The 26394-nt window shown below is 68.7% G+C and carries 18 protein-coding genes; 13 read left to right on the top strand and 5 right to left on the bottom strand.

Annotation, left to right across the window (positions count from 1 at the left end; genetic code table 11):
• Positions 1–83 precede the first annotated feature (83 nt).
• Positions 84–2816 (top strand): protein kinase domain-containing protein, encoded by a 2733-nt coding sequence (locus tag IFSED24_RS10140; RefSeq protein WP_491331346.1) that lies wholly within the window; start codon positions 84–86, stop codon positions 2814–2816.
• 50 nt (positions 2817–2866) lie between these two features.
• Here IFSED24_RS10140 and IFSED24_RS10135 read toward each other — a convergent pair whose 3' ends face one another.
• The 4 genes from IFSED24_RS10135 to IFSED24_RS10120 all read right to left on the bottom strand — a co-directional run bounded on the left by IFSED24_RS10135 (position 2867) and on the right by IFSED24_RS10120 (position 8708).
• On the bottom strand, positions 2867–4225 hold the full coding sequence (locus IFSED24_RS10135; protein ID WP_491331345.1) for a saccharopine dehydrogenase C-terminal domain-containing protein: 1359 nt from the start codon (positions 4223–4225) through the stop codon (positions 2867–2869).
• A gap of 56 nt (positions 4226–4281) precedes the next feature.
• Positions 4282–5436: a methionine aminotransferase gene (locus tag IFSED24_RS10130; protein WP_491331344.1), complete on the bottom strand. Its 1155-nt coding sequence runs from the start codon at positions 5434–5436 to the stop codon at positions 4282–4284.
• Between the two features lie 100 nt (positions 5437–5536).
• On the bottom strand, positions 5537–7069 hold the full coding sequence (locus tag IFSED24_RS10125) for a FlgD immunoglobulin-like domain containing protein (protein ID WP_491331343.1): 1533 nt from the start codon (positions 7067–7069) through the stop codon (positions 5537–5539).
• Positions 7070–7436: 367 nt separating this feature from the next.
• On the bottom strand, positions 7437–8708 hold the full coding sequence (locus tag IFSED24_RS10120) for an NHL repeat-containing protein (RefSeq protein WP_491331342.1): 1272 nt from the start codon (positions 8706–8708) through the stop codon (positions 7437–7439).
• Positions 8709–9027: 319 nt separating this feature from the next.
• Here IFSED24_RS10120 and IFSED24_RS10115 point away from each other — a divergent pair, with 319 nt between their 5' ends.
• The 5 genes from IFSED24_RS10115 to IFSED24_RS10095 all read left to right on the top strand — a co-directional run bounded on the left by IFSED24_RS10115 (position 9028) and on the right by IFSED24_RS10095 (position 16767).
• Complete coding sequence (locus IFSED24_RS10115) at positions 9028–10413, top strand: aminotransferase-like domain-containing protein (protein WP_491331341.1); 1386 nt, start codon at positions 9028–9030, stop codon at positions 10411–10413.
• A 174-nt stretch (positions 10414–10587) separates the two neighbouring features.
• Positions 10588–11493 (top strand): pyridoxal 5'-phosphate synthase lyase subunit PdxS, encoded by a 906-nt coding sequence (pdxS, locus tag IFSED24_RS10110; protein WP_491331340.1) that lies wholly within the window; start codon positions 10588–10590, stop codon positions 11491–11493.
• An 82-nt stretch (positions 11494–11575) separates the two neighbouring features.
• A complete protein-coding gene (gene pdxT, locus IFSED24_RS10105; protein ID WP_491331339.1) occupies positions 11576–12172 on the top strand; it encodes a pyridoxal 5'-phosphate synthase glutaminase subunit PdxT in 597 nt (198 codons plus the stop codon).
• A gap of 189 nt (positions 12173–12361) precedes the next feature.
• Positions 12362–15307, top strand: coding sequence for a FlgD immunoglobulin-like domain containing protein (locus tag IFSED24_RS10100; RefSeq protein WP_491331338.1), 2946 nt, complete (start codon positions 12362–12364; stop codon positions 15305–15307).
• A 143-nt stretch (positions 15308–15450) separates the two neighbouring features.
• Positions 15451–16767, top strand: a complete 1317-nt coding sequence (locus tag IFSED24_RS10095; RefSeq protein WP_491331337.1) for an ankyrin repeat domain-containing protein — start codon at positions 15451–15453, stop codon at positions 16765–16767.
• Positions 16768–16769: 2 nt separating this feature from the next.
• On the opposite strand, the gene IFSED24_RS10090 is transcribed toward IFSED24_RS10095, so the two are convergent.
• On the bottom strand, positions 16770–17774 hold the full coding sequence (locus IFSED24_RS10090; RefSeq protein ID WP_491331336.1) for a Gfo/Idh/MocA family oxidoreductase: 1005 nt from the start codon (positions 17772–17774) through the stop codon (positions 16770–16772).
• 177 nt (positions 17775–17951) lie between these two features.
• Between IFSED24_RS10090 and IFSED24_RS10085 the strand changes: the two genes are divergently transcribed.
• The 7 genes from IFSED24_RS10085 (at position 17952) to IFSED24_RS10055 (ending at position 26384) form a co-directional block, all read left to right on the top strand.
• Positions 17952–19076, top strand: a complete 1125-nt coding sequence (locus IFSED24_RS10085) for a KamA family radical SAM protein (RefSeq protein ID WP_491331335.1) — start codon at positions 17952–17954, stop codon at positions 19074–19076.
• A 129-nt stretch (positions 19077–19205) separates the two neighbouring features.
• Positions 19206–20072: a hypothetical protein gene (locus tag IFSED24_RS10080; protein WP_491331334.1), complete on the top strand. Its 867-nt coding sequence runs from the start codon at positions 19206–19208 to the stop codon at positions 20070–20072.
• Between the two features lie 232 nt (positions 20073–20304).
• Positions 20305–21981, top strand: coding sequence for a GspE/PulE family protein (locus tag IFSED24_RS10075; RefSeq protein WP_491331333.1), 1677 nt, complete (start codon positions 20305–20307; stop codon positions 21979–21981).
• Positions 21978–23180, top strand: a complete 1203-nt coding sequence (locus tag IFSED24_RS10070) for a type II secretion system F family protein (protein ID WP_491331332.1) — start codon at positions 21978–21980, stop codon at positions 23178–23180. The genes IFSED24_RS10075 and IFSED24_RS10070 overlap by 4 nt, the downstream gene beginning before the upstream one ends.
• Before the next feature lie 14 nt (positions 23181–23194).
• Complete coding sequence (locus IFSED24_RS10065; RefSeq protein WP_491331331.1) at positions 23195–24250, top strand: type II secretion system protein GspG; 1056 nt, start codon at positions 23195–23197, stop codon at positions 24248–24250.
• A complete protein-coding gene (locus IFSED24_RS10060; RefSeq protein WP_491331330.1) occupies positions 24247–25728 on the top strand; it encodes a hypothetical protein in 1482 nt (493 codons plus the stop codon). Before IFSED24_RS10065 ends, IFSED24_RS10060 begins: the two co-directional genes overlap by 4 nt.
• Positions 25728–26384, top strand: coding sequence for a hypothetical protein (locus IFSED24_RS10055; protein WP_491331329.1), 657 nt, complete (start codon positions 25728–25730; stop codon positions 26382–26384). Before IFSED24_RS10060 ends, IFSED24_RS10055 begins: the two co-directional genes overlap by 1 nt.
• The last annotated feature ends 10 nt before the right edge of the window (positions 26385–26394 follow it).

The following is a 26394-nucleotide window of genomic DNA, read 5'->3' as shown; positions in this document are numbered from 1 at the left end:
CCCTGGGCAGCTTGCCGGAACAGTCCCACGGATCTAATCTGACATGCTGACCACCATTGCATGCCTCATCGCTGGGAGAATCCTTGATCGGCAAGACCATCGCTCACTACGAAGTCCTTTCTCTGCTCGGCAAGGGCGGCATGGGCGAGGTATACAGGGCGCGTGACACGCGCGTGGCGCGCGAGGTCGCGATCAAGCTCCTGCCGTCCGAACTCGTGACGGACCCCGAACGCGTGGCCAGGTTCCAGCGCGAGGCGCGCACGCTGGCGAGCCTCAACCATCCGAACATCGCGGGCCTGCACGGCGTCGAGGAGAGCGACGACCGGCGTTTCCTGGTGATGGAGCTCGCCGAGGGTGTCGACCTGTCCCAGCGGATCGCCTCCGGCCCGCTCGCCCTCGAGGATGCGCTGGCGATCGCCGAGCAGATCGCCATGGGCCTGGAGGAGGCGCACGAGAAGGGGATCATCCATCGCGACCTCAAGCCGGCGAACATCAAGGTCTCCGAGCAGGGGACCGTGAAGATCCTCGACTTCGGACTCGCCCGGGCCTACGAGGGCCAGGCCGTCGACGAGAGCGATCCTGGCGGCTCACCGACGCTGACGGCGGCCATGACGATGCAGGGAACGATCCTCGGCACCGCGGCCTACATGAGTCCCGAACAGGCGAAGGGCAAGACCGTCGACCGTCGTGCCGACGTATGGTCCTTCGGGGTGATCCTCTGGGAGATGCTCACGGGCAAGCGGCTGTTCGAGGCCGAGACCACGAGCGAGGTGCTGGCGGCCGTCCTGCGGGCCGACCTCGAATGGGACGAGTTGCCCGCGTCGATCCCGCCTGGGGTGCGGCGCCTGCTCAAGCGCTGCCTCGAGCGCGATCCGCGCGAACGGCTGCGGGACATCGGCGAGGCACGGATCCGGTTGCGGCGCTGGGCGGTCGATCCCTCGTCGATGCACGAGTCGACGACGGGAACGATGATGGCGGCCCTGGAGCCGCGCTCGCCGAAGGCCTGGCTGCCCTGGGCCCTGATCGCACTGACGACGCTGATCGCGGCGTGGGGTTGGCTGGGTCGCGGCGGCGGGGCGGCGACCACGACGACGGCCCTGGAGATGGCGATCCGATTGCCGGATGATGACACGCTCCCCGGTCCGGGCTGGAACGGAGTCCCGCTGAGGCTCTCGCCCGACGGGGTGCGCCTGGGGTACCTGTCGGGACGGGGTCTGGGCCTGAAACGGCTCGACGCCGCGGAGGTGTCGATCGTCGACGGGAGCCAGGAAGCCACCGATTTCGTGTTCTCTCCCGATGGTCAGTGGGTGGCCTTCTTGACGGGCGGCTACCTCTACCGGGCGAGCGTGACCGGCGGCGCGCCGATCCCGATCTGCGCCGCGGAGGATCCGCGGGGCATGACCTGGGTCAACCAGAACACCATGGTCCTGGCGCCGACATATTTCGAGCCGTTGATGACGGTGGCGGTCGAGACCGGGGACATCACCCCGCTCACGTCGCTCGACGTGTCCCGCTCCGAGCGCTCCCATCGCTGGCCGATGCCCTTGCCCGGCGGGCGGGCGATCCTGATGACCTGCCAGTTCACGGGCAAGGATTACGACGAGAGCGACATCCAGATCGTGTGGCTCGACAGCGGCGAGCGCAAGACGGTGTATCGCGGCGGCAGCTATGCCATGTACGCCGCGTCCGGCCATCTGCTCTTCGTGCGCGACAACACGCTCTTCGCGATCCCCTTCGACCCGGAGTCCGCGGAGACGTCGGGGCAGCCCTTGCCCGTGCTCGAGGAGCTGGCCTCGAGCGTGGGCGACCAGGAGCTGGACAACGGCAGCGCGCTCTACGACCTCTCGCCTCAGGGCATGCTCCTGTACCGCACCCGGACCTCGGCATCGCGCACCACCCGCGTGACCTACCTCGATGCCGAGACCGGGACCTTGACCCCCCTGGGCACCGAGGCGCTGCACACGAGCATGACCGTGTCACCCGACCATCGCTGGGTGGCCGTGTCGCGCGGCAACGATGCCGGCTCGGAGATCTACCTCATCGACACGCGCACGCACGTCGAGAGGCGTTTCACGGATCGGAGCAGCAACGTGAACCTGGGGGCCTTCTCACCGGACTCGCGGACGCTCTACTGGGCAGACACGGCCGGGGACGGCCGCTGGTGGCTGCTGCGCCAGCCCATCGACGGGTCATCCCCCATTGACAGCGTCACCTCGATCATGGACACCCTGAATCCGCAGGCCATCTCCGCCGACGGTCGTTACCTGTTCGCGACCTACTGGTCCCGTGCGAGCGCCTGGGACATCGGGCGGGTCGATCTGCAGGCGGATGAGCCGCAAGTCGCCTTGTGGATCGGTGGACCCGGCAGCCAGCTCCAGTGCCGACCGTCCCCCGACGGAAAGTGGTTCACTTATTTCGCCGCGGAATCCGGCCGGCGCTACCTCTACCTGCGGCGTAATCCGGATACGGGAGCGGTGTGGGAACTCTCCCGCGAGGGCCTCGACTGGCGAGGCATGAACTGGGCTTCGGACAGCGGCTCGTTGCTGCTCTGCAACGACGTGGGCGTGCAGCGGATCCGGATCGAGGAGGTCGACGGTATGCTCGACATCCGGCCCGCCGAGTCGCTGGTTGCCGCCGAGCTGATCACCTCGGCGGCCAACAACACGGGTTTCTGGCCGCTGCCGGGCGGCAGTGGCGCCTACCTGCTCCAGCCCGCCAGCGATGAGGTCGTCGACGACGCGCAGACGGTCCTGGTCACGAACTGGCTCGAACGCCTCGCAACCAGATTCGCCAACCAGGCCACGCAAGCGCGGTGACCGCCTGATCTGGCTGGATCGACAACCGGCAGCGCCCTGTCGGCCGGCTGTTACTGCCCGTTTTCCCGCTCCACCACCCGCTCCACGAACCCGATCCCATCCTCCGCCAGGTCCTTCAGTACCGGCTCGTAGATCGACGGCACGGTCGGGATCTGACACCCGGTGAGGTCGAGCTGTCCGGTGAGCACCATCCGCGCCGCCAGCGCCGCCGGCAGGCCCACGGTCTTGGCCATGGCCGTGATGCCGCCGGGCTCGCCCTTGACCACCATGGTCGAGGACACGCGTTCGTCGGGCCGGTCACGATCGGGATAGGCCACCTCGAGCTCGTGCTTGAGCACCACCATGTCGCGGGCGTCGTCGGCGAGGGGCATCTTCCGCGACAGGATGTCGATGAGCAGCGCGGCCGCGGTGTCGCCCTGGCAGCCCGTGGGCTCGTCGGAGAAGAGGCCCATCCAGCGCATGTTCTCGATGATCCGGCCGGTGGGGCTGATGCCCAGGAAGCGGGCCACGCGGGTGTCGAGCTTGGGGCCCGAGATGTTCAGGGGCAGGAACATCTCGACGACCTCGGCAAACGAACGCTCCGCCAGGTTCGGGATGCGCACGGTCTCGTTGGGCAGGCCGAGCTGCACCAGGCGCGCCCAGGTCTCGCTCCAGCCGGGGTAACGCAGGGTGCCGCGCACCATGGTGTGGACGTCGTCGAGGCCGAAGGCCTGCATGTAGGAGAGCGCGTCGCGGTTGGGGTAGGCCTCGAGGGTGCCCACGCCCTCGACCTCCACGCGCCAGGTGTGGTGGAAGACGTGGTGGTAGGGCACGATCTTGATCTTGCCGTCTTCCATGAACTGGGCGCCCTGGTCGCCGGCCATCACCACGTTGCGCGGGTTCCAGGTGATGACGTACTTCAGCGGGTTGTGCTCCTGGTCGGGCGCGGGGACGCCGCTGCCGTAGGAGCAGAAGCTGTCGATGCGGCCGCCGTCGCCCTTGATGCGTTCGATCAGCGCCATGGCCGACATGTGGTCGATGCCCGGATCGAGGCCCATTTCGCAGAGCAGCAGGATGCCGGCGCGCTCGGCGTCGTGGTTCAGCTCGCGGAGCTCCTGCGAGCGGTACGAGGCGCCGATCATGGGGGTCTTGTGCTGCACGCAATCCCAGGCGATGAGGGGCAGGAACTGCGGCGAGGTGAAGTTGACGACCAGATCGGCGCGCTCGATCTGCGGGTCGCGCACGGCGGCGTCGTTGACGTCGAAATGGATGGCCTCGCCCCGGGCGTGACCGGCGACCCGCTGCTGCGCCATGGCGAGGTCCACGTCGCCCACGGTCACGAACCAGTCGTGCCCCTGTGCCTGCTCCAGCAACCAGTGAATCAGGTAGGGCGCGCTCTTGCCGGCGCCAAGGACCAGGATGCGCTTCATGGCAGTCCTCGAGGGTCGGGGTTGGGGGTGGGATGCTCGGTGGCAAAACTAGCGGGTCAGGTGCAGCGCCGCAACCGCTCCGCCGCGGCCTCCAGGGTCGCCATCTTCTTGCAGAACGCGAATCGAACCAGCCGCCGCCCCTCGTCCTTGGCTGCGAGGTAGAACCCGCTCGGCGGAATTGCCGCCACGCCACGCGTCTCGATGAGATGGCGAGCGAAGGACAGATCGTCACCATCCCAAAGTCGCGTGAAATCGGCGAGAAGGAAGTAGGTGCCCTGGCACGGCGCCACGTCGAGACCCACCTCCGTGAGCAGGTCCGCCAGGAAATCGCGGCGCGCGGTGTAGGCGGCGCGCAGGTCGCGATAGAAGGTGTCGTCCAGGGTCTCCAGCGCGTGGGCTACCGCCACCTGCAGCGGCGTGGCCGAGCAGAAGGTCAGGAACTGGTGCGCTGCCTGGAGCGCCGCGACCATGGGCGCCGGCCCCGCGGCCCAGCCGATCTTCCAGCCGGTCACCGAGAACGTCTTGCCCGCGCTCGAGAGTCGCAGCGTTCGCTCGCGCATGCCGTCGAGCGCCGCCAGGGGACGGTGTTCGAGGTGGTCGTAGGTGAGGTGCTCGTAGACCTCGTCGCAGAGCACGAGGAGATCATGGCGGCGGCAGATGTCGGCCAGAGCCGCCAGTTCCTCGCGGTTGAAGACCTTGCCGGTGGGATTGTGCGGCGTGTTCAGCAACAACATCCGCGTGCGGGGCGTGATGGCGCGTTCGGCGAGGTCCGTGTCCAGCGCGAAGTCGGGGAATCGAAGCGTGATCGGGACGAGCGAGGCGCCGGCCAGCGCGGCGGCAGCCGGATAGGAATCGTACACCGGTTCGCACACCAGCACCTCGTCGCCCGGCTCGAGCAGTCCGAGCATGGCGGCGGCGATGCCCTCGGTGGCGCCGGTGGTGATGCCGACCTCGGAGTCGGGATCGTAGGTCAGGCCATGATGCCGGCGGAGCGAGGCCGCGACCGCGCGCACGAGGCGCGGGTGGCCCATGGAGCGGGCGTACTGGTTGTCGCCCTCACGGATCACCCTCTCCGCGGCCGCCAGGATCTCCGGCGGGCCGTCGAAGTCGGGAAAGCCCTGGGAGAGGTTGATGGCCCCGTGCTCGTCGGCGAGACGGGTCATCTCGCTGAAGATGGTGGTGCCGAAGGGCTGCAGGCGGCGACTGATCATGGGCTCTCCCGGGTGGCGACAACGGGTCCCGGATTCGGGCTGGATCCGGACGCGGTCGGTTGTGGCCGATTGCCTGTTGATGCCGGCCGCTCAAAGCACGCTACTTTCCGAGCACCAGCCTGCCCGACCGAACGGCGGCGCCCGCCTGCAGCCGGTAGAGATAGACGCCGCTCGCCACGCGGCCCGCGCGGTCGTCGGTGCCGTCCCAGCGAAAGCGCTGCTCGCCGGCGGGCAGGGTCTGCTCGACGAGGGTGCGGATCTTGCGGCCGGCCACGTCGTAGATCGCCAGGCGCACCGGCTGGCTCCTCGGATTGTCGAAGGCGATGGTGGTGGCGGGGTTGAACGGGTTGGGCGCCACGCGCAGGGCGAGGACGTCATCAACCAGATTGCCCTCGGGGTCGATCTGGTTGCCGTACCAGTATCGCGCCGGCAAGGTGTAGCGCCAGACGTCGTTGTCCACGTTCAGGTAGTTGAACGGGTCGAATGGATTGAAGGTCTCGCGGTCGCCGCCGAAGGACAGGATCGCAGGACCGCCTCCGGCCGGGCCGCCATCGACGACCAGGGCGTCGAAATCGTACCTGATGTCCGCCGGCGAGTCGGCGTTCCAGGGGGCGTCGTCGACCTGCTCCCAGGTGGCGCCGTCGGTGCTGACCCACACGTCCATGGGGTTGGCGGGCGCGAAGGGATCGCTGGGATCCTGGCTCATGCCGAAGCCACCGAAGAGCACGATACGCTTGTTGATGACCACGGCTTGATGACCGGGACGTGACGACCACTCGGCCTCGGCGACCACCTGCTCCCAGGTCACGCCGTCGGCGGTGCGCCAGACGTCGTTGAAATACGGGGGATCGCAGGGGATGGGGAAGCAGGTGAATCCGGCCTCACCGCCGATCAGATAAAGGTAGCCATTGAACGACAGCGCGATGCCGCCGGCCCGCGGCTCCCAGGGAGCCGCCTCGGTCACCTGGACCCAGTTCTCGCCGTCGGCCGATTTCCAGACGTCGTTGAAGTAGATCCGGGGCGGGCCGCCCGGGCCGCCGATAGCCTCGTCGTCGTTCATCGAGCCGCCGAGCACGTAGATCTCATCCTTGAAGACGGCGGCGCTGAGACCGGCGCGGCCTTCCCAGCCCGCAGCCGCGGTGCGTTCGGTCCACGTGATCCCGTCGGGGCTGCTCCAGACGTCGTCGAAGAACTCGGACGTCCCGATCAGCGGCGGCCCGGTGGTGTCGGGATTGGCGATCACCGTGAAGTCCTGGCCGCCGATGACGAAGATCTCATTGTCCATGACCAGACTCTGGAAATAGGCCCGCGGCGTCCAGTGCCCCGGATTGTCTGTGGCGAGGATCTGCTCCCAGGTCAGACCCTGGTCGTCGGTGCGCCAGACGTCGCCGTGGATCACGCTGGCGCCGAAGACCGGCACCTCGAGCGGATCGATGGGCGTACGGCCGCCGAGCAGATAGATCCGGTCGTCGAGCTCGACGACCTGCAGTCCGGCGCGCGCATCCCAGGCGGCGGCCTCGTTCTCGAGCGTCCATTCATAGAGGTTGAAATCGTTGATCAGTTCGTTGGCCGAGGCCGGGGTCGTCACGAGGCACAGAGCCGAGACGAGAGCGGTGGCGAGGCTGAACTTCATGAGTGTGAGACCTTTCTGGGGGTGGCAGGAAGGACATGAATTCGGTGCTTCCGGAGATGATTCCGCATACATAACTATAATTGTATATATTTGCCAGCCAACACGGCGCAGGAGACGGGCCGAGACTGCAGAGCACGGTCCCGAACATGGCCCGGCAGCCATGAGCGCCGGTCACGTCACGAGAGCGACCTTCCGCCCGTCCCGCCGCGCACGCCTCGTACCGCAGAACCCAAGACCTGCCGCAGGACGACGCTGCGCTTGCCGAAGATGACGTGGGGCGAGATCAACGCGATCGATGGATATGGCGAGCCGTCATGCCCCTGATTCTGCAAGTCAGGGTCCGGACACAGTCGCGATGGTTCTGCAGTCAGCGCACCATCTCGTAGCAGATCACCGCCGGCGGAGCCACCTCCTGCCCCTCGGGCGCGTAGGTGCCGCCGCCGCCGAACTGCGCGGCCAGCGACTCGAAGTAGCCCTCCACCACCAGCACCCGCTCGTCCGCGGTCAGGAAGATACCCACCTCGGTGGCGCGGTGCGGGGCGGCCAGGGCCACCTGCTCGGCGAGACTGCCGTCGGCGTCGAACACGTCCCAGACCGCCATGACGCCCTCGCCGGCGGGGTGGCTGCCGCGGCCGCTGAGGACCCAGAGCCGCCCGTCGGGACCGATCTGCAGCCCCCGGGCCAGCAAGGCGATGGCGGCTTCCTGACGTTCCACGTCGATGGTGAACGGGAAGGGCATGCTGCCCAGCGCGGACCGGATCATGCCCTCGAAGGCCTGGTACTCGAGGTCGGTGCGCTGCAGCGGCGCGTAGTCGCGCTCGATGACGTGCCTGGCGGTGCCGTCGGCCGCGTGGACGGTGATGGCGTAGCGGTCGCGGTCGTGGCAGACGTAGACCGTGCCGTCGGCGGTGACGGCCTGGCTGAACCAGAACGGCGGCAGGTGCTGGCGCTCGGAGAACACGAAGTTGCTGAAGTCGTACTCGGCGTAGCTCTGGCCGTAGCGTGCCACATAGTCGCCCTCGGGGCTGTAGCGTTCGAGGAAGAAGTCGCGACCCGAGAAGCCCGGACGGCTGTTGTCGTGATGCGTGCCGGCCAGGAGCAGGACGTCGCCCTGGCTCTGGCAGGCGGTCAGGCTGTGGATGCCGCCGTCGGTACCGCCGACGGTGATCCGGCCGGCGGGATTGCCCTGGCCGTCCACCATGACCACAACGCCCGGGAAGTCCTGGATCAGGCCCACCCGGCCGTCGTCCAGCACGAACATGTCGCGCGGCTCGCGGACCTCGCCGGGGCCCTCGCCCTCGCGGAAGAGGGTGCGCAGGAACGCGCCGTCGCGGTCGTAGACCGATACCTCGCAGAGCTGCGAGTCGAGGACGTAGACGTTGCCGTCGGGGCCGGCCGCCACACGAGGGATCTGGCCGAAGAGCGCGTCCTCGTCATCGCCGCCGATCCGCCACATCTCGCGGAGCGTGACCGTGCGCAGGCCGTCCCGGGGCTGATCGCCGTTGCGCACGTGCTCGACGCCGTCGACGGTTGTCCGCGTGGCGGCCGCGGCGGGCCGGCCCAGGCCGGTGATCATCAGGTGCAGGACGATGAGACCGACCAGCAGCTTGATGGCGAGGGAATTCAGCCGGGCGAACATGGCGGATCCTTTCGGCTGGGTGGCGCTTTCCGGTGGCGGGTCGGTATGGGGTCGCGTCTGGTTTGACGCACGGCGACCGTGATCGGTTGCATGTCTGTAATCGAAACGGAACCCCGCAGGCTGGCATCGGTAGGATCCGCAACATTTTTCGCGGCGTTGGCCCGCCTTTCCGGCACGGAGGATCCGGGAGAGAACTCAGAACCTGATTCTGTGTAATCCATTCAAGAACAATGATATGTGAAATCGTCAACCCCCGGGGGTTGGTCATTGTGCTATCCGATTTGACCGGGACAATGATTGCAATTATTTTATTGTCACCATGACAATCTGGCGCCCAGACATCAAGGCCCTCGAGGGTCCCCGCTACAAGGCCATCGCCGACCGCCTCGCCGAGGACATCCGCAGCGGTCAGCTGGACGCCGGTGACCGTCTACCCACTCACCGCGAGCTGGCCGAGCAACTCGACCTCACCGTAGGCACCATTACCCGCGCCTACCAGGAGGCCGAACGCCGGGGCCTGGTGCGCGGCGAGGTGGGCCGCGGCACCTTCGTCCGCGCCGAGGACGACCACTTCGACCAGCACCTCGAGACCGGCCGCGACCAGGGCGACCTCATCGATCTGGGCCTCAACCTCCCGCTCTACAGCGAGGATCCCGACCTCGCCGGCGCGTTGCGCACCCTGGCCGGTCGGCGCGATCTGAGCAGCCTGCTCTCGTACCAGCCGTTCAACGGCAGCGAGCGCCATCGCCGGGTGGGCGCGGCCTGGGTGGCGCGCCACGGCCTGGAGGTGGGCCCCGAACAGATCGTGATCACTGGCGGCGCCCAGCACGCCATCACCGTGGTCCTGGGCACGCTCTGCCGCGCCGGCGACACGGTGATCTGCGAACCGCTCACCTACCCGGGTCTGAAGACCGCGGCCTCGCTCCTCGGCCTGGAGCTGGCCCCTGCGGCCATGGACGAGCAGGGCATGGTGCCCGAGGCGCTGGAGCAGCTGGTCCGCCAGACCGGCGCGCGGGTGCTCTACTGCATGCCCACGCTCCACAACCCGACCACCGCCACCATGGACGCCCGGCGGCGCGAGGCGCTCACCGCGGTCGTACGCCGCTGTGACCTCCAGCTGATCGAGGACGACGTCCACGGCCTCCTGGAACCGGACGCCCCGGCGCCCGTGGCGGTGCAGGTACCCGACCGGACCTTCTACATCGCCAGCACCTCCAAGGTGCTGGCCGGCGGCCTGCGGGTGGCGTTCGTGGCGGCGCCGGCGGTGCGGGTGGAGCAGCTGACCTTCGCGGTGGCGGCCTCGTTGTGGGCGCTGCCGCCCTTGAGCATGGAGGTGGCGGCGCTGTGGATCGGCGACGGCACCGCCGACGCGGTGCTCGAGCGCAAGCGCGCCGAGGCCGCGGCGCGCCAGGAAATGGCGCAACGGCTGCTGCCGGCCGACCTGATCCGCAGCATGCCGCGGTCGTACTTCCTGTGGCTCGCGCTGCCGGCGCCCTGGCAGGCGGAGCAGTTCGCCACGGCGGCGCGTGAGCATGGCGTGGTGGTCACCGCGGCCGACGCCTTCGCCGTGGGCGGCGGCACGGTGCCCTCCGGAGTCCGGGTGAGCCTGAGCGCACCCGGCGATCGCGAGGATGTCCGGGTGGGGCTCGGAATCCTGGCCGATTTGCTGAATCGCGGCCCGTCGCCCCAGGCGGCCATCGTCTGAGCGGCGGGCAGGAGATAGAAGAGATTCGCTGACGGCTTTCGCGCACGCAGGGGACCGCTTATCTTCCCTCGCGCAAACGAGAGCCTCGGGACGGTCGGCACCGGCCGGCGTCTCGTTCCTGGCAGGTCAAAGAGGCGACCGGGCCCGTGGCCCGCGCCCGAGGAGGAGAGAACGATGCTGTTCCCCTGGGTGAGTGAAGAGGCGCAGGAACTCATGCGCCAGAAGATCGGTCTGGCCGAGATGCTCAAGGGCGGCGCCATCATGGACGTCACCAACGCCGACCAGGCCAAGGTCGCCGAGGAGGCGGGCGCGGTGGCCGTGATGGCCCTCGAGCGGATCCCCGCCGACATCCGCGCCGACGGCGGCATCGCGCGCATGAGCCAGCCCAAGATGATCAAGGAGATCCAGGACACGGTCTCCATCCCGGTGATGGCCAAGTGCCGCATCGGCCACTTCGCCGAGGCGCAGGTGCTCGAGGCGCTGGGCGTCGACTTCATCGACGAGTCCGAGGTGCTGACCCCGGCCGACGAGCACAACCACGTCTGGAAGTGGGACTTCAAGGTGCCCTTCGTCTGCGGTTGCCGGAACCTGGGCGAGGCTCTGCGCCGCATCGGCGAGGGCGCCGCCATGATCCGCACCAAGGGCGAGGCCGGCTCGGGCAACATCGTGGAGGCGGTGCGCCACATGCGCATGGTCCAGGAGGGCCTCAAGCGCATCCAGACGCTGCGCGACGACGAGCTCATGGCCGAGGCCAAGAACCTGGGCTGCCCGGTCTCGCTGCTCTTCGCGATCAAGGAGACGGGCAAGCTGCCCGTGCCCAACTTCGCCGCGGGCGGCGTGGCCACCCCGGCCGACGCCGCGCTCATGATGCAGCTCGGCGCCGAGACCGTGTTCGTGGGCTCGGGCATCTTCAAGAGCGACGACCCCAAGCCGCGCGCCGAGGCCATCGTGCAGGCCGTGACCTACCACGACGACCCCCAGAAGCTCCTGGAGATCTCCATGGAGCTGGGCGAGGCCATGGCCGGGATCGACGTGGCGTCGCTCCCGGAAGACGAGAAGCTGGCCAGCCGCGGCTGGTAGCGCGCACCGTGGACCAGCGGGCGGGTCGACCGGTTCGGCCCGCCCCGACACCGCGAAGGACACCGCCGCCATGCGAGGTGAGATGATGCCGCTGCCCGTGGGACTGCTGACCCTGCAGGGCGACTTCGAGAAGCACCGCCAGGCGGTGGCCCGCCTGGGGCGCGACACCATCTCGGTGCGCCGCCCCGACGAGTTGGCCCGCGTGGGCGCGCTCATCATCCCCGGCGGCGAATCCACCACCCTCTCGCGCCTCATCGACAGCGGCGGCCTGCGCGCGCCGCTCCTGCAGTTCGCGGCCGCCGGCAAGCCCATCCTGGGCACCTGCGCCGGCCTGATCATGCTCTCGAGCGGGCTCGCCGGCGAGCGCCACGACCACTGGCACGGCGTGCAGCCGCTGGGTTTGTTGGACGTGACGGTGCAGCGCAACGGCTTCGGGCGGCAGGTCGACAGCTTCACCGAGGAGCTGGAGATCGTGGGCCAGAACGGCGGACCGTTCGCGGCGGTCTACATCCGGGCGCCACGGATCGTGACGGTGGGCGAGCGCGCCGCGGTGCTGTGCCGGCGGCCCGACGGCGAGGTCGTGGGGGTGCGGCAGGGCAACCTGATCGGGCTGACGTTCCATCCCGAGCTGGGGGAGGATGGGCGGTTCCACGAGATGATGAGTCGCCTGGAACGTTGAATATTACAATGCTCAAGTTGTGCTGTCTGAATTCGCAACGTCTTTGCTTGTAATGTTACCGCGATGGATTCGCTGAACTCCATAAATGAACGAATCTTTATCTTGACCTCCCACGCCATCGATGGGAATATTCCCGATGCCGCGCGGCTTCGTCAAAGAAACCGCTCTAGGTAAAAGGGGATTGGAACAATGAAACACATTCTAATCTGTCTGGCCGCCCTCCTGGCGGGGGCCGCGGCAACGGCGCAGTCTGTCGACCAGTCGGGTGTCGGCGCTGGGGGGTACGCCGGTGCGTCCGCCATCCACTCTTCCAACAACATGATCATGGGTCTGGGCACCGACATGAACGGGTGCATGCTCAACACTAGCGGCGTCGACGACGCCCAGTGGACGCCCTGGCGCGAGGGCCTGTGGCCTGATTCCGGGGGCTTGACCTCGAACGTCCAGGACATGATCCACGTGGACTACAAGCCGGCGTTCGGCGGGAGTAATGTTGAAGGCTGGTTCGCGGCGACGGTGGGGGGGATCTTCTTCTCCGCCTCGGACGGCGGCACGTGGTCGCGCCAGACGAACCAGACCTACACATGGCAGAACAACAACGAGATCGGCCAGCCGCAGTATACGCAGCAGATCGGCTTCTGCGCCCTGGCCTGGAACGGCCAGGACAAGGTCTATGCCGCCACGGGCAACAACATCTACTCCTACACCGACAAGAACGGATATTACCACAGCAGCAACGGCTGGAACGGGTACGGGGGGCTGGGCGCTCCGCACTCGCAGCTCATCCCATCAGGTGACCAGCACGTTCTCTGGTATTGCGACCTCGATCAGGGAACCTGGAACCACATCCCGGAATCCGCCAATGCCGGCGCCCCGCGCGACGTCGCCGTCTATCGTGAGAACGGTGTCGACTACGTGGCCTTGACCACCGACCTGGGCGTGTATCTCTGGGACGGCACTACCTGGACCACCCTGCACACCATCCCGGTCTACAAGGGATCCAACGGCCTCTTCTCCAACTGGTACGGCTACCCGACGGTCAGTTCACCCAACCAGGCACCGCCCACCTATGGCCCCCTCCTGGCCGGCTGGAGCCTTGGCTTCTCGGATCGCGGCACCCTCTACATGGGCGCCCAGAGCACGCGGTTCCCGAACTCGCACCCCGGCGGCGTGTACCGGATCTTCGACATCACCGACGCCCAGATGTGGACCTGGGTCGGCGACGGCACCAGCATCGTGGCGGGGGATCCCTCGCCGCTGGCGCCCTACGACAACCATCCGTCCCTGGCCGACTGCGGGCAGATGTACTACTACAACCAGGACCTGGGCTGCCTGCGGCCGTGGGCCATGTTCGGCTACATGAGCGTCATCAGCGGCAGCGGCGAGGGGCCGGACCATCTGGTCCTGGGCACGCGTCAGGGCCGCATCGGGCTCTGCCTCGGCGTGGTTCCCTACCAGTACCTGGCCGACGTGGGCAAGTGGCACCTCAAGGTCTTCAAGGACCAACAGGGCCAGATGCACGAGTACGTCCTCGACGGCAGCGGCAACTGGTCGCGGCAGAGCTTCAACGACACCTTCGGCTGGCTCGTGGACGTCAACTACGCCGGCTGCGCCCTGACCCACGAGCCGTCGCTGGGTTCGGGCACCAACCCGCCGTTCCTCTTCCAGTTCGAGGGAGGCTGCTTCGGCGCCGATTTCGCGCTGGAAGCCAGGGGCTACGTCGACTACGACATCCACAACGCCTACGTCGAGCAGATCGGCGGCTCGTGGTTCACGCGCGGCTACACCGAGATGGTGACCCTCGACGTGGTGTTCGACGACGACGGTCGGCTGCTCTACGGCAACGGCGACATGGGCTCGTTCCGATCGACCGACAGCGGCCTGACCGCGTTCGACCGCATCAACTACCCCAACGGCAGCGGCCCCGACATGGCGCCCAAGGCCGACGGCATCAACCTGGTGGTCCGGGACGACTGGCGCGGCTCCGGCCAGGAGGCCCTCTTCGTCAACGCCGGGTTCAGCGTCCGCACCTACAACCGCACCACGCTGCTGATGCAGCATCCCAGCGTGAACAACGGCGCCTGGAGGGACATCACCGGCGGCACGCCCAGCGGCGACGTCCGCTTCTCCGACCTCGTGCTCTGCGACGACAACACCCTGTTCGCCATCTTCGACGACGACCTGTCTTCGGACAGCAACCGCTTCCACGTCTGCAAGGGCGTCTACGACGGCTCGGTCTGGACCTGGTCCGTCCTTCCGTACGACAACTGCGCCTATGACGGCCAGGCCGTGCAGTTGCTCTACCACGCCTCGAGCGGACGCGTCTTCCTGGCGCAGAAGAACCCGGCCAAGATCCTCTACCTCGGTTCGACTCAGTCCACGACCTGGGTCCAGGCCTTCAACACGGCCGGCCACGATGCGGTGTCGGCCATGGCCCCGTCCACGGTCGGCGACGGGATCTACGCCGCCCTCTCCAATCCGGCCGGCGTGGTGACGTGCTTCAATCCCGAGGCCGCGCCCCGCTACATCGCCTGGAACACGCTGACGGTTCCGGGCGGCATCCCCAGCAACGCCAACCTCGGCAGTATCGCTGTCGATCCCGCGAGCCACGACTTCGCGGTGGGCGTCCGCTACACCACCAACGACAACACAGCGTGGTTCGTGGACTACAACCCCGTCCTGGGCACGGCCTCCTGGACCGATCTCCTGAGCAGCACCGACTTCCACGACGTCGGCGTCAACTGCCTGGCCTTCAGCCCCGTGCAGACCAGCTGGCTGCTGGTCGGCACCGGCGCCTACGAGATCCTGAAGGTCACCCTGTCCACCAGCAAGAACGCGCCGGTGACGGTGGCTCCGCTGGCGGGGGTCCACGATCTGCGGGCAAGTTTCGAGGCGGGCCGCGGCGGCGTGATCAGCTTCCGTCTCGGCGCTCAGAGCCCGGTGGACCTGGGCGTCTACGATATTCGCGGCCGTCTGGTACGGCGCCTGCGCCACGAAGCGATCCCGGCGGGCGACCGCCAGCTGGTCTGGGACGGCCGTGACGGCGGGGGACGGGCATGCGCCTCGGGCGTCTACCTCGTCAAGGTCCAGACCGCCAGCGCGGCCGGGACCGCCAAGCTGACCATGGTCCGTTGAGCTGATCCCGCCCTTCTGCCAACGAGGCCCCGACCCCCGGGTCGGGGCCTTTCCCGGCCACCCGGTCCACGCCGTGGAACCTGCCCGCCGCCGCCACGTAACCCCCCAATCTCGCCGGACGCACCGAACCGGAGGTCTGCCCCATGTCCGTTCGTCGCTGCTTGCCCCTCGTCACGTTTCTGCTCCTCGCCACGACCACCCTCGCCCCGGCGGCCACCACCGACCTCATCACCGCCGTTCGTCAGGCCGACCATCACCGCGTCCGTTCCCTCCTCGCCGAGGACCCCGCCCAGGTCGCCGCCACCGATGAAGGGGGCTTCACCGCCCTGCACTGGGCCGGCATCCTCGACCGTCCCCGCCTGGTCGCCCAGCTCCTGGACGCCGGCGCGCCCGTCGACGCCATCGGCGGCGACGGCGGCTCGCCCCTGCACTGGCTCTGCCACCACGACCACCCCGACCTGGCCCGGAGCATGATCATCGCTGGCGCCGACGTGAACCTGGCCAACCGTTGGGGCCGCACGCCGCTGCACGTGGCGGTGCGGCGCGGCAACCGCGAGACCGTCACCGTCCTGCTGCTGCAGGGAGCCGATCCCCACGCGGCCACCAGGGAAGGCTGGACGCCCCTGCACACCGCGCGCATGGCTGGCCGACCCGAGCTGGCAACGCTGCTCGAACGGGCGGGCGCCGACCCGGCGGCCCGTGACAGCGAGGGCCACACGCCGGCCGACCTGGCCTGGCACCGTCCGCCGACGCGACCGGTGTCCGCCGCAACCCTGGACGAATACGTCGGCTCGTACGACCTGGGCCACGGCGCCACCGTGGCCATCTGGCGCGAAGGGGAGGAGCTGCGATTCCGCGAGTTCGCGCCCGACGCGCTCGAACCCGCCGGCCGAGACACCTTCTGGTGCCGCGCCGAACCCTGGCGCCTGGTCTTCCAGCGCGATCAGGAGGGCGCCCTCGCGAGCCTGGACCTGAAGTACCTGCGCCGCACGGTCACCGCCAAGCCTGAAGCCCGGCCCATGTACGTGGGTTCCGCGCGATGCCGGGATTGTCATGCGGATGGCGAGCACGGCGCGCCCTACTACACCTGGCTCGCGGGTCCCCACGCGGGCGCCTACTGGCGTCTGGCCACCGACTGGGCCCTCGCCCTGGGCCGGATGCGGCCGCACTACCACGACCTGGAGACGCCCCTCACCGACGACCGCTGCCGGCAATGCCACGTCACTGGCGCCATCGACAGCGCCCACCTGCGCGCTGCGAGCTTCCGCGAGCAGGAGGGCGTGGGCTGCGAGGCCTGCCACGGTCCGGGATCGCTCTACATCGAGCCTGCGGTCATGGGGGACCGGGAGGCATTCCTGGCTGTCGGCGGCCGGCTGCCCACGGCCGAGACCTGCCAGGTCTGCCACCGGCGGGATTTCGATTTCGCGGCGATGTGGCCGCGCCTCGAGCACGGCCACTGAGCTCAGGCCAGACCGGCGGCGGCATGCACCCGTTCGGCGGCCTCCATGGCGCGCAGGCCGTCGCGGGGGCCCACCAGCGGGGGCTCGCCGGTGCGGATGCACTTGGCGAAGGCGGCCAGCTCGTCGCGCAGCGGATTGGCGTCGGGGTCGACGGGGGGCTTCTCGATGGACACCAGCTGCTCCTGCACGAAATCCAGGGGCGACTTGCCGCCCAGATCCTCGGGCTTGATGGAGGTGGGCTTGATCTCGCCCTTGAGGAGCCGCTCGTCGCGCCGGATCACCGTGGCGACGCGGTCCATGAAGTCGACCTCGATGTAGGTGTCGGACTGGTAGACGCGCAGGCGGCGCTCGGAGCGCAGCGCCGTGCGCACTGCCTTGAGCTGGGCGCAGGCGCCGTTGTCGAACTCGATCCAGGCCGCGGCCAGATCCTCCGACTTGCTGAAGATGGGGGTGGCCCAGGCGCGGACCTCCTTGATCTCCTGGCGCACCAGAGAGAGGATGATCTCCAGGTCGTGGATCATCAGGTCCAGCACCACGCCGACGTCGGTGGCGCGGAACGGGTAGGGCGCCACGCGCACCGCCTCGATGAACCGGGGATTGTCGATGCGCCGGGCCACGGCGCGCAGCGCGGGATTGAAGCGCTCGATATGGCCGACCTGCAGCAGCACGTCGCGACTCTCGGCCAGCTCGCAGAGCGCGCGGGCCTCGGCGGCGGTGGCGGCCATGGGCTTCTCGACCAGGCAGGGCAGGCCCCGGTCGAGGAAATGCATGGCCAAATCGTGATGCAGCGTGGTCGGGGCGGCGATGATCACGCCGTCCAGGCTCATGGTCAGTTCCTGGATACTGGCCACCCAGGGGCAACCATAGAGGTCGGCCAGGGCCTTGCGGGAGGACTCGGGATCACAGATCGCGGCCAGTTCGACCCCCTCGAGGGTGGAGAGCTGCTGGGCGTGCCACCGACCCAGATGGCCGGCACCGACGACGGCGATGCGCAGGGAGTCGGGCATGACAGGATCCTTTCGGTATGGCGGCAGTTTACTATGGATCTTCCCGGATGGCGATAAGGGTTTACCCTATAGCCGACCACGGCGCATATCGGTAAGTTTTAGAAGGCGAGAGTTACTCACCTGATGGCTGAAAACACCCCATTCAGGAGGTTGAAGAGCGCAGGGAGGTGATGCCCCATGTCTGCTCCACAGCCACGGAACCGACCCCGATTGCGACCTGCCGAGTCCCACTGGCACCGCGCCCCCTCCGAGATCCAAGAGCTGACTCCTGCTCTGGCGACTGCCCTGGACAAGGTAGCGGAGCGGTATGCATTTCGGGCCAACGACTACTACCTCGGCCTGATCGACTGGGACGATCCATCCGATCCCATCCGCCGCCTGGTCGTGCCCTCGCCGGAGGAACTGAACGACTGGGGACGGCTGGATGCCAGCAACGAAGCCGCCAACACGGTAGTGCCGGGAGTCCAGCACAAGTATCGCGACACGGCACTGGTGCTGGCGGCGGCGACCTGTGCCTCGTATTGCCGCTTCTGCTTCCGGAAAAGGCTGTTCCAGCGCCAGAACGAGGAGCTCCCCCGGGATCTCGCGCCGGCGTTCCGGTACGTCGCCCGCCACCGTGAGATCACCGACGTCCTCCTGACCGGTGGCGATCCGCTGGTGCTGGACACTGCGGCCCTGCGCCCCATCCTGCGCCGCTTCGCGGCCATGCCCCACGTGCTGACCATCCGCATCGGTTCCAAGACGCCGGCCTTCAACCCGTTCCGGATCCTCGACGACGACGAACTCCTCGAGTGTCTGGACGAGATCGTGGCCACCGGGACCGCGGTCTACCTGATGGCCCATTTCGACCATCCGCGCGAGCTCACCGACGAGGCGCGCGACGCGATCCAGCTGGTCCAGGAGGTGGGTGTTCACGTGGTCAACCAGTGCCCGCTGGTGCGCGGCGTCAACGACGATCCCGACACGCTGACCGAGCTCTTCGAGACCATGACCGAACTGGGGGCGCCCCAGTACTACCTCTTCCAGGGGCGGCCGACCCTCGGCAACCAGCCGTTCATGGTGCCGCTGGTGGAGGGCTGGCGGCTCTTCGACACGGCCCGTCGCCGCTGTTCGGGACTCTCGCGCCGGGCCCGCTTCGTCATGAGCCATGCCTCGGGCAAGCTGGAGATGGTGGGACTGGACCACGAGCGCATCTTCCTGCGCTACCACCGCGCCAGGGATCCGCGGCGAGAGAGCGCGGTGGTGATCTGCGCTCGTGACGACCGGGCCTGCTGGTTCGACGACCTCACCATGACCGCCTAGCGACTCCTCCTCACGTTGACGACCCGGCTCCGCAGCGGCGGCTGGGGACCGGATCGCGCTTGACCTCCACCAGCCGGCCATCGACCTTGAAGAGACAGGACTGGAATCCGGCCCGAATACGAGCGAGATATGTCACGAATCATCCTCCTGCTGCTGATCCTCACCCTCGGAGCGGTCTGCTGCCCGGCGGCGCCCGCCGTGCCGGCGGCCCGGCCCGATTCCACCAGCTTCCTCGCCGTGCGCCGCCCGGCCGCGGGCTACGGGCTCGCTCCCGATCAGGCCATGCTGCGGGAGCAGGTCCGCGAACCGCTCTTCGCGTTCGTCTTCAACATGGTCGAGCAGGACAGTCTGGGAACATGGTCCGCGGCCGATCTCCTCGATTTCGCGGCGTCCTGGGCGGAGGAATCATCGTTCCCTCTGGCCGACCACCTGGCGAGCATCACGCGCGAGGCGATCCCCGCCGACGAGGTCGTCACCCACCGCGGGGTCACCTGCCGGCGCCGCTGGCTGATCCGGCTCGAGCCGCTGCGGTTCGAGATGCCCATGCCTTACAGCATCCTGGGCTACCACCCGGGGACCCTGAGCTTCGATTCGCCGTTCGAGCTGTACGAGTGGCGGCTGGGGTCGCGGAACATCCACGTCACCGTGGAGGGGCAGACGCGCAAGTACGCAGCCGACGCCCTGACCGTCTTCCAGCTCACCGCCGGCTGGATCATCCTGGACGTCGACGGCTGGCTGGACCGGCTGCTGGGCAAGGCCGCCGACGATGCGGCCATGCAGGGGTTCACCGTGGGCTGGGTAGAGGGCGAGCTGGTGGGCATCGGCAACAGCATCGGTCGGGGTGGTCGGCGGATCCTCGGGGAGCTCGACTTCCAGAGCGGCGAGGTCGAGAACAATGGCCGACCGGTAGCGCGCGGGCTGAGCGCCTACAGCCGCGGCTGGACCCGGTCCCCCGCCGGCGACCATCGCGATGTCTGGCAGGATTACGACCAGTAAGCCGTCCGACAGCCCGGATTTTCCTCCACCCGGCAATTCTTCCCCCTTCTCCTGGGCCACTTCGCCGCGGATCCGCGGCGTTTCGGCCTGAAATGGCAATTTTCAGCGAGGAACGGGAATTGCGGTGCTGTCGGCACAGGAATCCGTCTGGCCACGAACGACGACGCGTTCGTGCCGGCGGCCCGTCCGTCGCGCCATGCCCCCCAGAGGGGCGCGCCACCAGGGAGGACCCATGGCGGCCGTCAAGACCAAACGCCTCGGTGAGATCCTGCTCGACGCCGGACTGGTCACCGAGGAGAAGCTCGACCTCGCCCTGCGCGAGCAGAGTCAGACCGGCGAGAAGCTCGGGGCGACCCTGCAGCGGCTGGGCATCTGTTCCGAGCAGGAGATCGGCAAGGTGCTGGCCGGTCAGGCCGGCGTGTCGGTGGTCGACCTGAGCACGGTGGACATCGACGTCGAGGCGCTGCCGCTGGTCGGTCGCGAGTTCGCCGACAAGCGCTCGGTGCTGCCGTTGCGGGTCCGGGGCAGCAAGCTCGAGGTGGCCATGGGCAATCCGCTCGATCTGGCCACCATCGACGAGCTGACCCGGCTGACTGGCAAGTACATCGAGGTGGTGCACGCGCCGGTCAGCGAGATCGCCGACGCCCTGTTGCGCACCTTCGGTGCCGGGGACACGGGCAGCGCCGAGATCCCCCTGCTCATCGACGCGGCCCGCAAGGCGCTGGCCAGCGGGGTGAAGCTCAACGAGGACGACTCGCCGTTCGTGCGGCTGGTGAACCATCTCATCGCGGTGGGTGTGTCGCTGGGGGCCACCGACGTCCACATCGAGCCCGAGGAGAAGGTGCTGCGGTGCCGCTACCGCGTGGACGGCCGCCTGACGCAGGGCGCGATCCTGCCGCTCGAACTGCAGAGCATCGTGCTGACGCGGCTGAAGATCATGGCCGAGCTGAACATCTCCGAGACGCGGGTGCCGCAGGACGGCCGCATCCTCTTCCATTCGGGGACCCGGACGGTGGATCTGCGCGTGTCGACCTTTCCCACGGTGCACGGCGAGGGCATCGTCTGCCGCCTGCTCGACAAGGAGAACCTCATCGTCGGCCTCGGGAAGCTGGGCATGCCCGACGGGATCCTCGAGACGTTCCGCCGCGACATCGCCAGGCCCCACGGCATCGTGCTGGTGACCGGCCCGACGGGGTCGGGCAAGACCACCACGCTCTACTCGGCGCTCACCTTCCTCAACCGGCCCGACACCAAGATCATCACGCTGGAGGACCCGGTGGAATACGAGCTGCCGGTGATCAACCAGGCCCAGATCAACACCGCCAAGGGCTTCACCTTCGCCAAGGGCCTGCGCGCCATCCTGCGCCAGGACCCCGACATCATCCTGGTGGGTGAGATCCGCGACACCGAGACCGCCCAGCTCGCCATCCGCGCCGCGCTCACCGGCCACCTGGTCTTCAGCACCCTGCACACCAACAGCGCGGCCGGCGCCATCCCGCGCCTCCTGGACATGGGCGTCGAGCCGTTCCTGCTCTCGGCCACGCTGGTGTCGGTGCTGGCCCAGCGCCTGGTGCGCACCATCTGCCCCGAATGCGGCGAACCGACCGAACTGTCGGCGGCCGATCTGGAGCTGCTGGCCATCGATCCCGAGCTGCTGGCCGGGGCCACGCTCCAGGCCGGACGCGGCTGTACCATGTGCCATGACACGGGCTTCCGGGGCCGGCTGGCCGTGTTCGAGTACATGCACCTGACCGCCGAACTGCGCCGCATGATCGTCGAGAATCGCGACGCCACCGAGATCGAGGCGGCAGCCCGCGCTGCGGGCCAGCGCAGCCTGCACGAGGACGCCATCAGCAAGCTCCTGGCCGGTCGGACCACCTGCCAGGAAGTGATGAGGGTGGTGGCATGAGAGAGTTCCGTTACAGCGCGCTCAGTTCGCAGGGGCAGACGGTCACCGGGATCCGCAACGCCGAGAGCGCCGCCGACCTGGCCGACGCCCTGCGCGAGCAAGGTCTGGTCATGCTGCGCAGCCGGTCCACGCTGGGCTCGCTGGGCCAGCTCTTCTCGCCCTCCGGCCGGGCGGGCCAGCGCGAGCTGCACGACTTCACCCAGCACATGGCCACCTGTCTGGCGGCCGGGATCCCCGCGGTGACGGCGCTGGCGGACTTCCAGGCCCAGGCCACCGGGGCGTTCGCCGACGTGGTGGCCGACATCCGCAACGACGTCAGCAGCGGCACGCCGCTCGACGAGAGCTTCGGCCGCCATCCCTTCGTGTTCGGTCCGGTGTACCTGGCCATGGTCGCCGCGGGCCAGAACTCGGGCAGCCTCGACGAGGCGTTCGCGGAGCTGGTCCGCTACCTCGAGTGGAACGACAGCCTCCGGGCCCAGACCACGCAGGCGCTGATCTACCCCGCGATCCTGGTCGTGGGCATCATCGGCCTGTTCCTGCTGCTCATGCTCTTCGTGGTCCCTCGCTTCAGCGCCATGTTCGCCCAGGTGGATTTCACGCTGCCTGCCATCACCGTGCGCATGATGGCGCTGGGGACGTTCCTGGGCCACTGGTGGTGGCTACTGGGGCTGGCCGGAGCGGGGCTGGTGGCGGGCTACCGCCTGGCCGTGGCCACCGATCGCGGCGCGTTCTGGCGCGATCGGATCCTGCTCGCCACGCCGGTCCTGGGGAGCTTCGCCCGCAAGCTCGCGCTGTCGCGCTTCGCCAAGACGCTCTCGCTGATCCTGGCCTCGGGTCTGGACCTGCTGCGCTCGCTCGACCTGCTGCAGGGCGTGGTCGGCAACCAGGTGGTGGCCCGGCAGCTGGCGCTCATCCGCCAGCGCGTGGCCACCGGCGAATCGCTGCAGCAGGCCTTCGCCGACGCCGACGCGTTTCCGCCGCTGGTGCAGCGCCTGGTGGCCGTGGGCGAGCGCACCGGTTCGCTCGAGACCTCGCTGAAACAGGCGTCGCTCTATCTCGATCGCGAGATCCCGCGCGACCTGAAGAAGGCGTTCACCATCTTCGAGGCCGTGATCATCGCCGCGCTCGGCGTCATGGTCTGCGTGGCGGCGCTCTCGCTCCTGATGCCGATCATGCAGATCAAGGCCTCGCTCGGATGAACGGAGGTGCCCGCATGACCAGGATCATCACCCGGTGCCACCGGTCCCGACGGGCCGGCTTCACGCTGATCGAGGTCATCGTGGCGGTGGCCATCGTGGTGGTGCTGGCCGGCGCCATCACGCCCATGGTCTTCCGCGAGCTGATGCAGGCCCGCGAGGACGCCACGGTCAACGAGCTGTCGGCGCTGTCGCGTGGCCTGGCCGACTTCTATGCCGACACCGGCCGTCTACCTAGCGAGGTCGAGGGTCTGGGGGCGCTGGTGGCCGATCCGGGGGTGACCGGCTGGCAGGGGCCCTACGTGGCCTCGGGTCGCGGCGACCCCGTGCAGGAGGCCACCACCGACGAGTTCAACCGCGCCTATGCCTACGACCTGGCCCCGAACACCGTGCCGGCCAACACCGCCGCCGCGGTGGTGGCCAGCGGCGGCGTCGACGGCACCTTCAGCGCCGGCAGCGTGGGTGGCACCTGGACCCTGGCCGGCAGTGGCGACGACCTCGTCCAGCCGGTGGTGGTCGGCCTGATCGACCGTGACAAGCAACGCGAGTGCGACGACGAACTGGCCGCCCTGGCCGACGCGGTCCGGGCCTACTACGAGGACCAGGCGGCGTTCCCCACCAGCACGGCGCAGCTGAGCCCCGATTACCTCGACGCCGGCGTCGAGGGCGGCGCCTTCCTCGATCCCTGGAACCAGGGCTACGGCCTGATCCTGGTCTCCGGCGGCGCCACGGCCGACGTGCTCTGGATCCGCAGCCGCGGCCCCGACCGCCAGGACGACGGCGGCGGCGACGACGACCGCGACCTCATGGTCAGCAGCGTGCCGCCGGGCCGCAAGACCTCGCTCTGGAAGCTGGCCATCGCCCAGACCGCCCTGAACAACAACCCCACGCTGGCCTTGACCGGCTCCTGGCCCGCCGACCGCGCCGCCCTCGGCCTGGCCGACGCCTTCGCCAACGACGGCTGGGGCCGCTCCTTCGCGGTCAACGTCGCCTCGCGGACCATCTACTCGGTCGGCCCCGACGGCAACGCGGCCCTGGTGGGAGACAATCTGCCCGCAGGAGTGGGACCATGACCAAGACTCCCGGCTATGCCCTGCAGCGATCCGCCGAGTTCCGTCTCGCCGTGGCCGTCGCCCGCACAGGAGAGAGGTCCTGGCGTCTGGAGGACCATGTCTCCGTCGGTCGGACCAGCCCCTGGCCCGCCACCCTTGCTCGCGATCTGGTCCGGGCCGGCGACCGCGTGGCCTGGATCCTGCCCGAAGACGAGGTCACCAGCACCCAGACCACCATGCCACGGTTGAAGCGAGCCGAGCTGAAGCGGGCCGTGACCGGCTGGGTGGCGCGCCAGGAAGGCGGCCGTCCCGATGACTGGATGGTTTCCTGGAGCATCCGTGCCACGGCCTCGGGAAACGAGCAGGCGCAGCAGGTGGCCATGGTCTATGCGCGCCGGGAGGTCGTCGCCGCGCAGGCGGCGCTGGCCTCGGAACTGGCCGCCGGTCCCGGTACCATGCTGCCGCCCTCGCTGGTCCTCGATCAGTTCTTCCGCCGGGCCGAACCGACCTGTGCCGACCTCGGCGTCTGGAACCTGGTCTTCGTGGGCGGGCAGAACAACATCCTCTGCGTGGCCAGCAAGGAAGGCTTGCTGCTGACACGCCCGCTGCCCGGCGACCTGGCCGAGGGCGTCGATCGCACCGAGTACCTCGAGCGCCTGGCCACCGAGGTGGATCGCTCGGTCTTCTTCGCCCGCCAGACCGCGGGCAGTCCGCAGGTGGACGGCGTGTTCGTGTGCGGCGATCCGCAGCTGGCCACCGAGCTGGTCGCCAGCCTGCAGGGCAGCTCCGAGGTGCCCGCCCACACCTGGCTACTGGACGAGTTCATCGACTGCGGCGACCGGACCCTGCCGCCCGACGCCCAGCTGATGCTGATGGCCGCGGCCCTCGCCACCGAGAAGACCGACTTCAACCTGGCCCCCCGCGCCGCCGGCAGCTGGTTGAGCCCACGCCTCCGCCGGCGCCTGCTGGTGGGGGCCGGTGCGGCGGGCGTAGCCCTCGTGCCGATCCTCATCCTGGGAGGCTTGATCACCGGCAAGGTTCAGGACCAGTACCTGGCCGGGGCTCGGGAACGCTTCGCGGCGGCCACCGACCGGGCCGAGGCGGCGGCGGTGATCTACGATCGCCAGCGGCTGCTCCGGGCGCGCGAGGACTACCTGAACACCTATCAGGCCACCCGCCAGGACCTCCAGGGCGTGCTCCTGCGCCTGGCGGCGGCCACCCCGCCGGAGGTCCTCTACCGCGACCTGCAGGTCTCCGAACGCGGCGGTTCGTTGTACCTGCACCTGACGGGCGAGAGCGTGGCTCCGACGGTGACCGACGCCCAGCGGGCGTTCATGGTCTTCCACGACGCCCTCGCTGCCAGCGCGGAACTCCGTCCCCTGGGCGAGCCGCGACAGCTCCAGATCGCCGAGATCAACGAGGAGGGCCGGGTCCGCAAGACCGTCCTGTTCAGCCTGGACTGCGAACTGGCCGTCACGCTCGCCGGCGAGGAGGGATGATGAAGAAGGTGCGCTGGCCACGACCAGGCCGCTTCTGCATGGCCATCGTCATGGCGGTGGTCTGGGCGGTGCTGCTCCTGGGAGTCGCCGTGCCGTCCTGGCGCGGCGTCCAGGTCCAGCACCAGGAGATCAAGACGCTGGAGCGCCAGCTGGCCGACCTCGACCACTGGACCGTGGCGGGCCTCTGGCTCGAACCCGTGGTGGCCGCGCGTGAACCCGGAGTCGCCGCAGCCTGGTATCGGCTGTTCCCCGCCGACCGTGGTCGCGAGCAGCTCTTCCTGGCCCTGGCCGAGGTCGCCGATCGCTGCGGCGTCCGTGAATTCCAGCTCGAGGAGATCACCGAGCTGGGCATGTTCGATCAGGGGACCTGGTCGACCACCGGAGACATGGCTACCACGGATGCGGCGACCGATGCCCCGCCCGATGGCGGCCTGACCGCCGCGGCCATGGCGACCGCGCCGGTGATCGAGTTCAACCCCTACCTGGTCCGGGCGGCCTTCACGGCCGACTACGCCCAGACCGCAGCCTTCCTGGGCGGTCTCGCCCGGGTCGAACGCGCCATCGAGGTCCGGCGTCTGGCCATCCGACCAGCCCGCTCCGGCGTCAACGTGGAGCTGGAACTGGAGGTACCCGTCTGTGAAGCGTCCTCTTCTTAGGCACCCGGCG

It is taken from the genome of Candidatus Latescibacter sp. IFSED24, assembly GCF_058273205.1.
The sequence above is the reverse complement of the archived record's forward strand: the minus strand, read 5'-3'. Positions and strand labels throughout refer to the sequence as shown.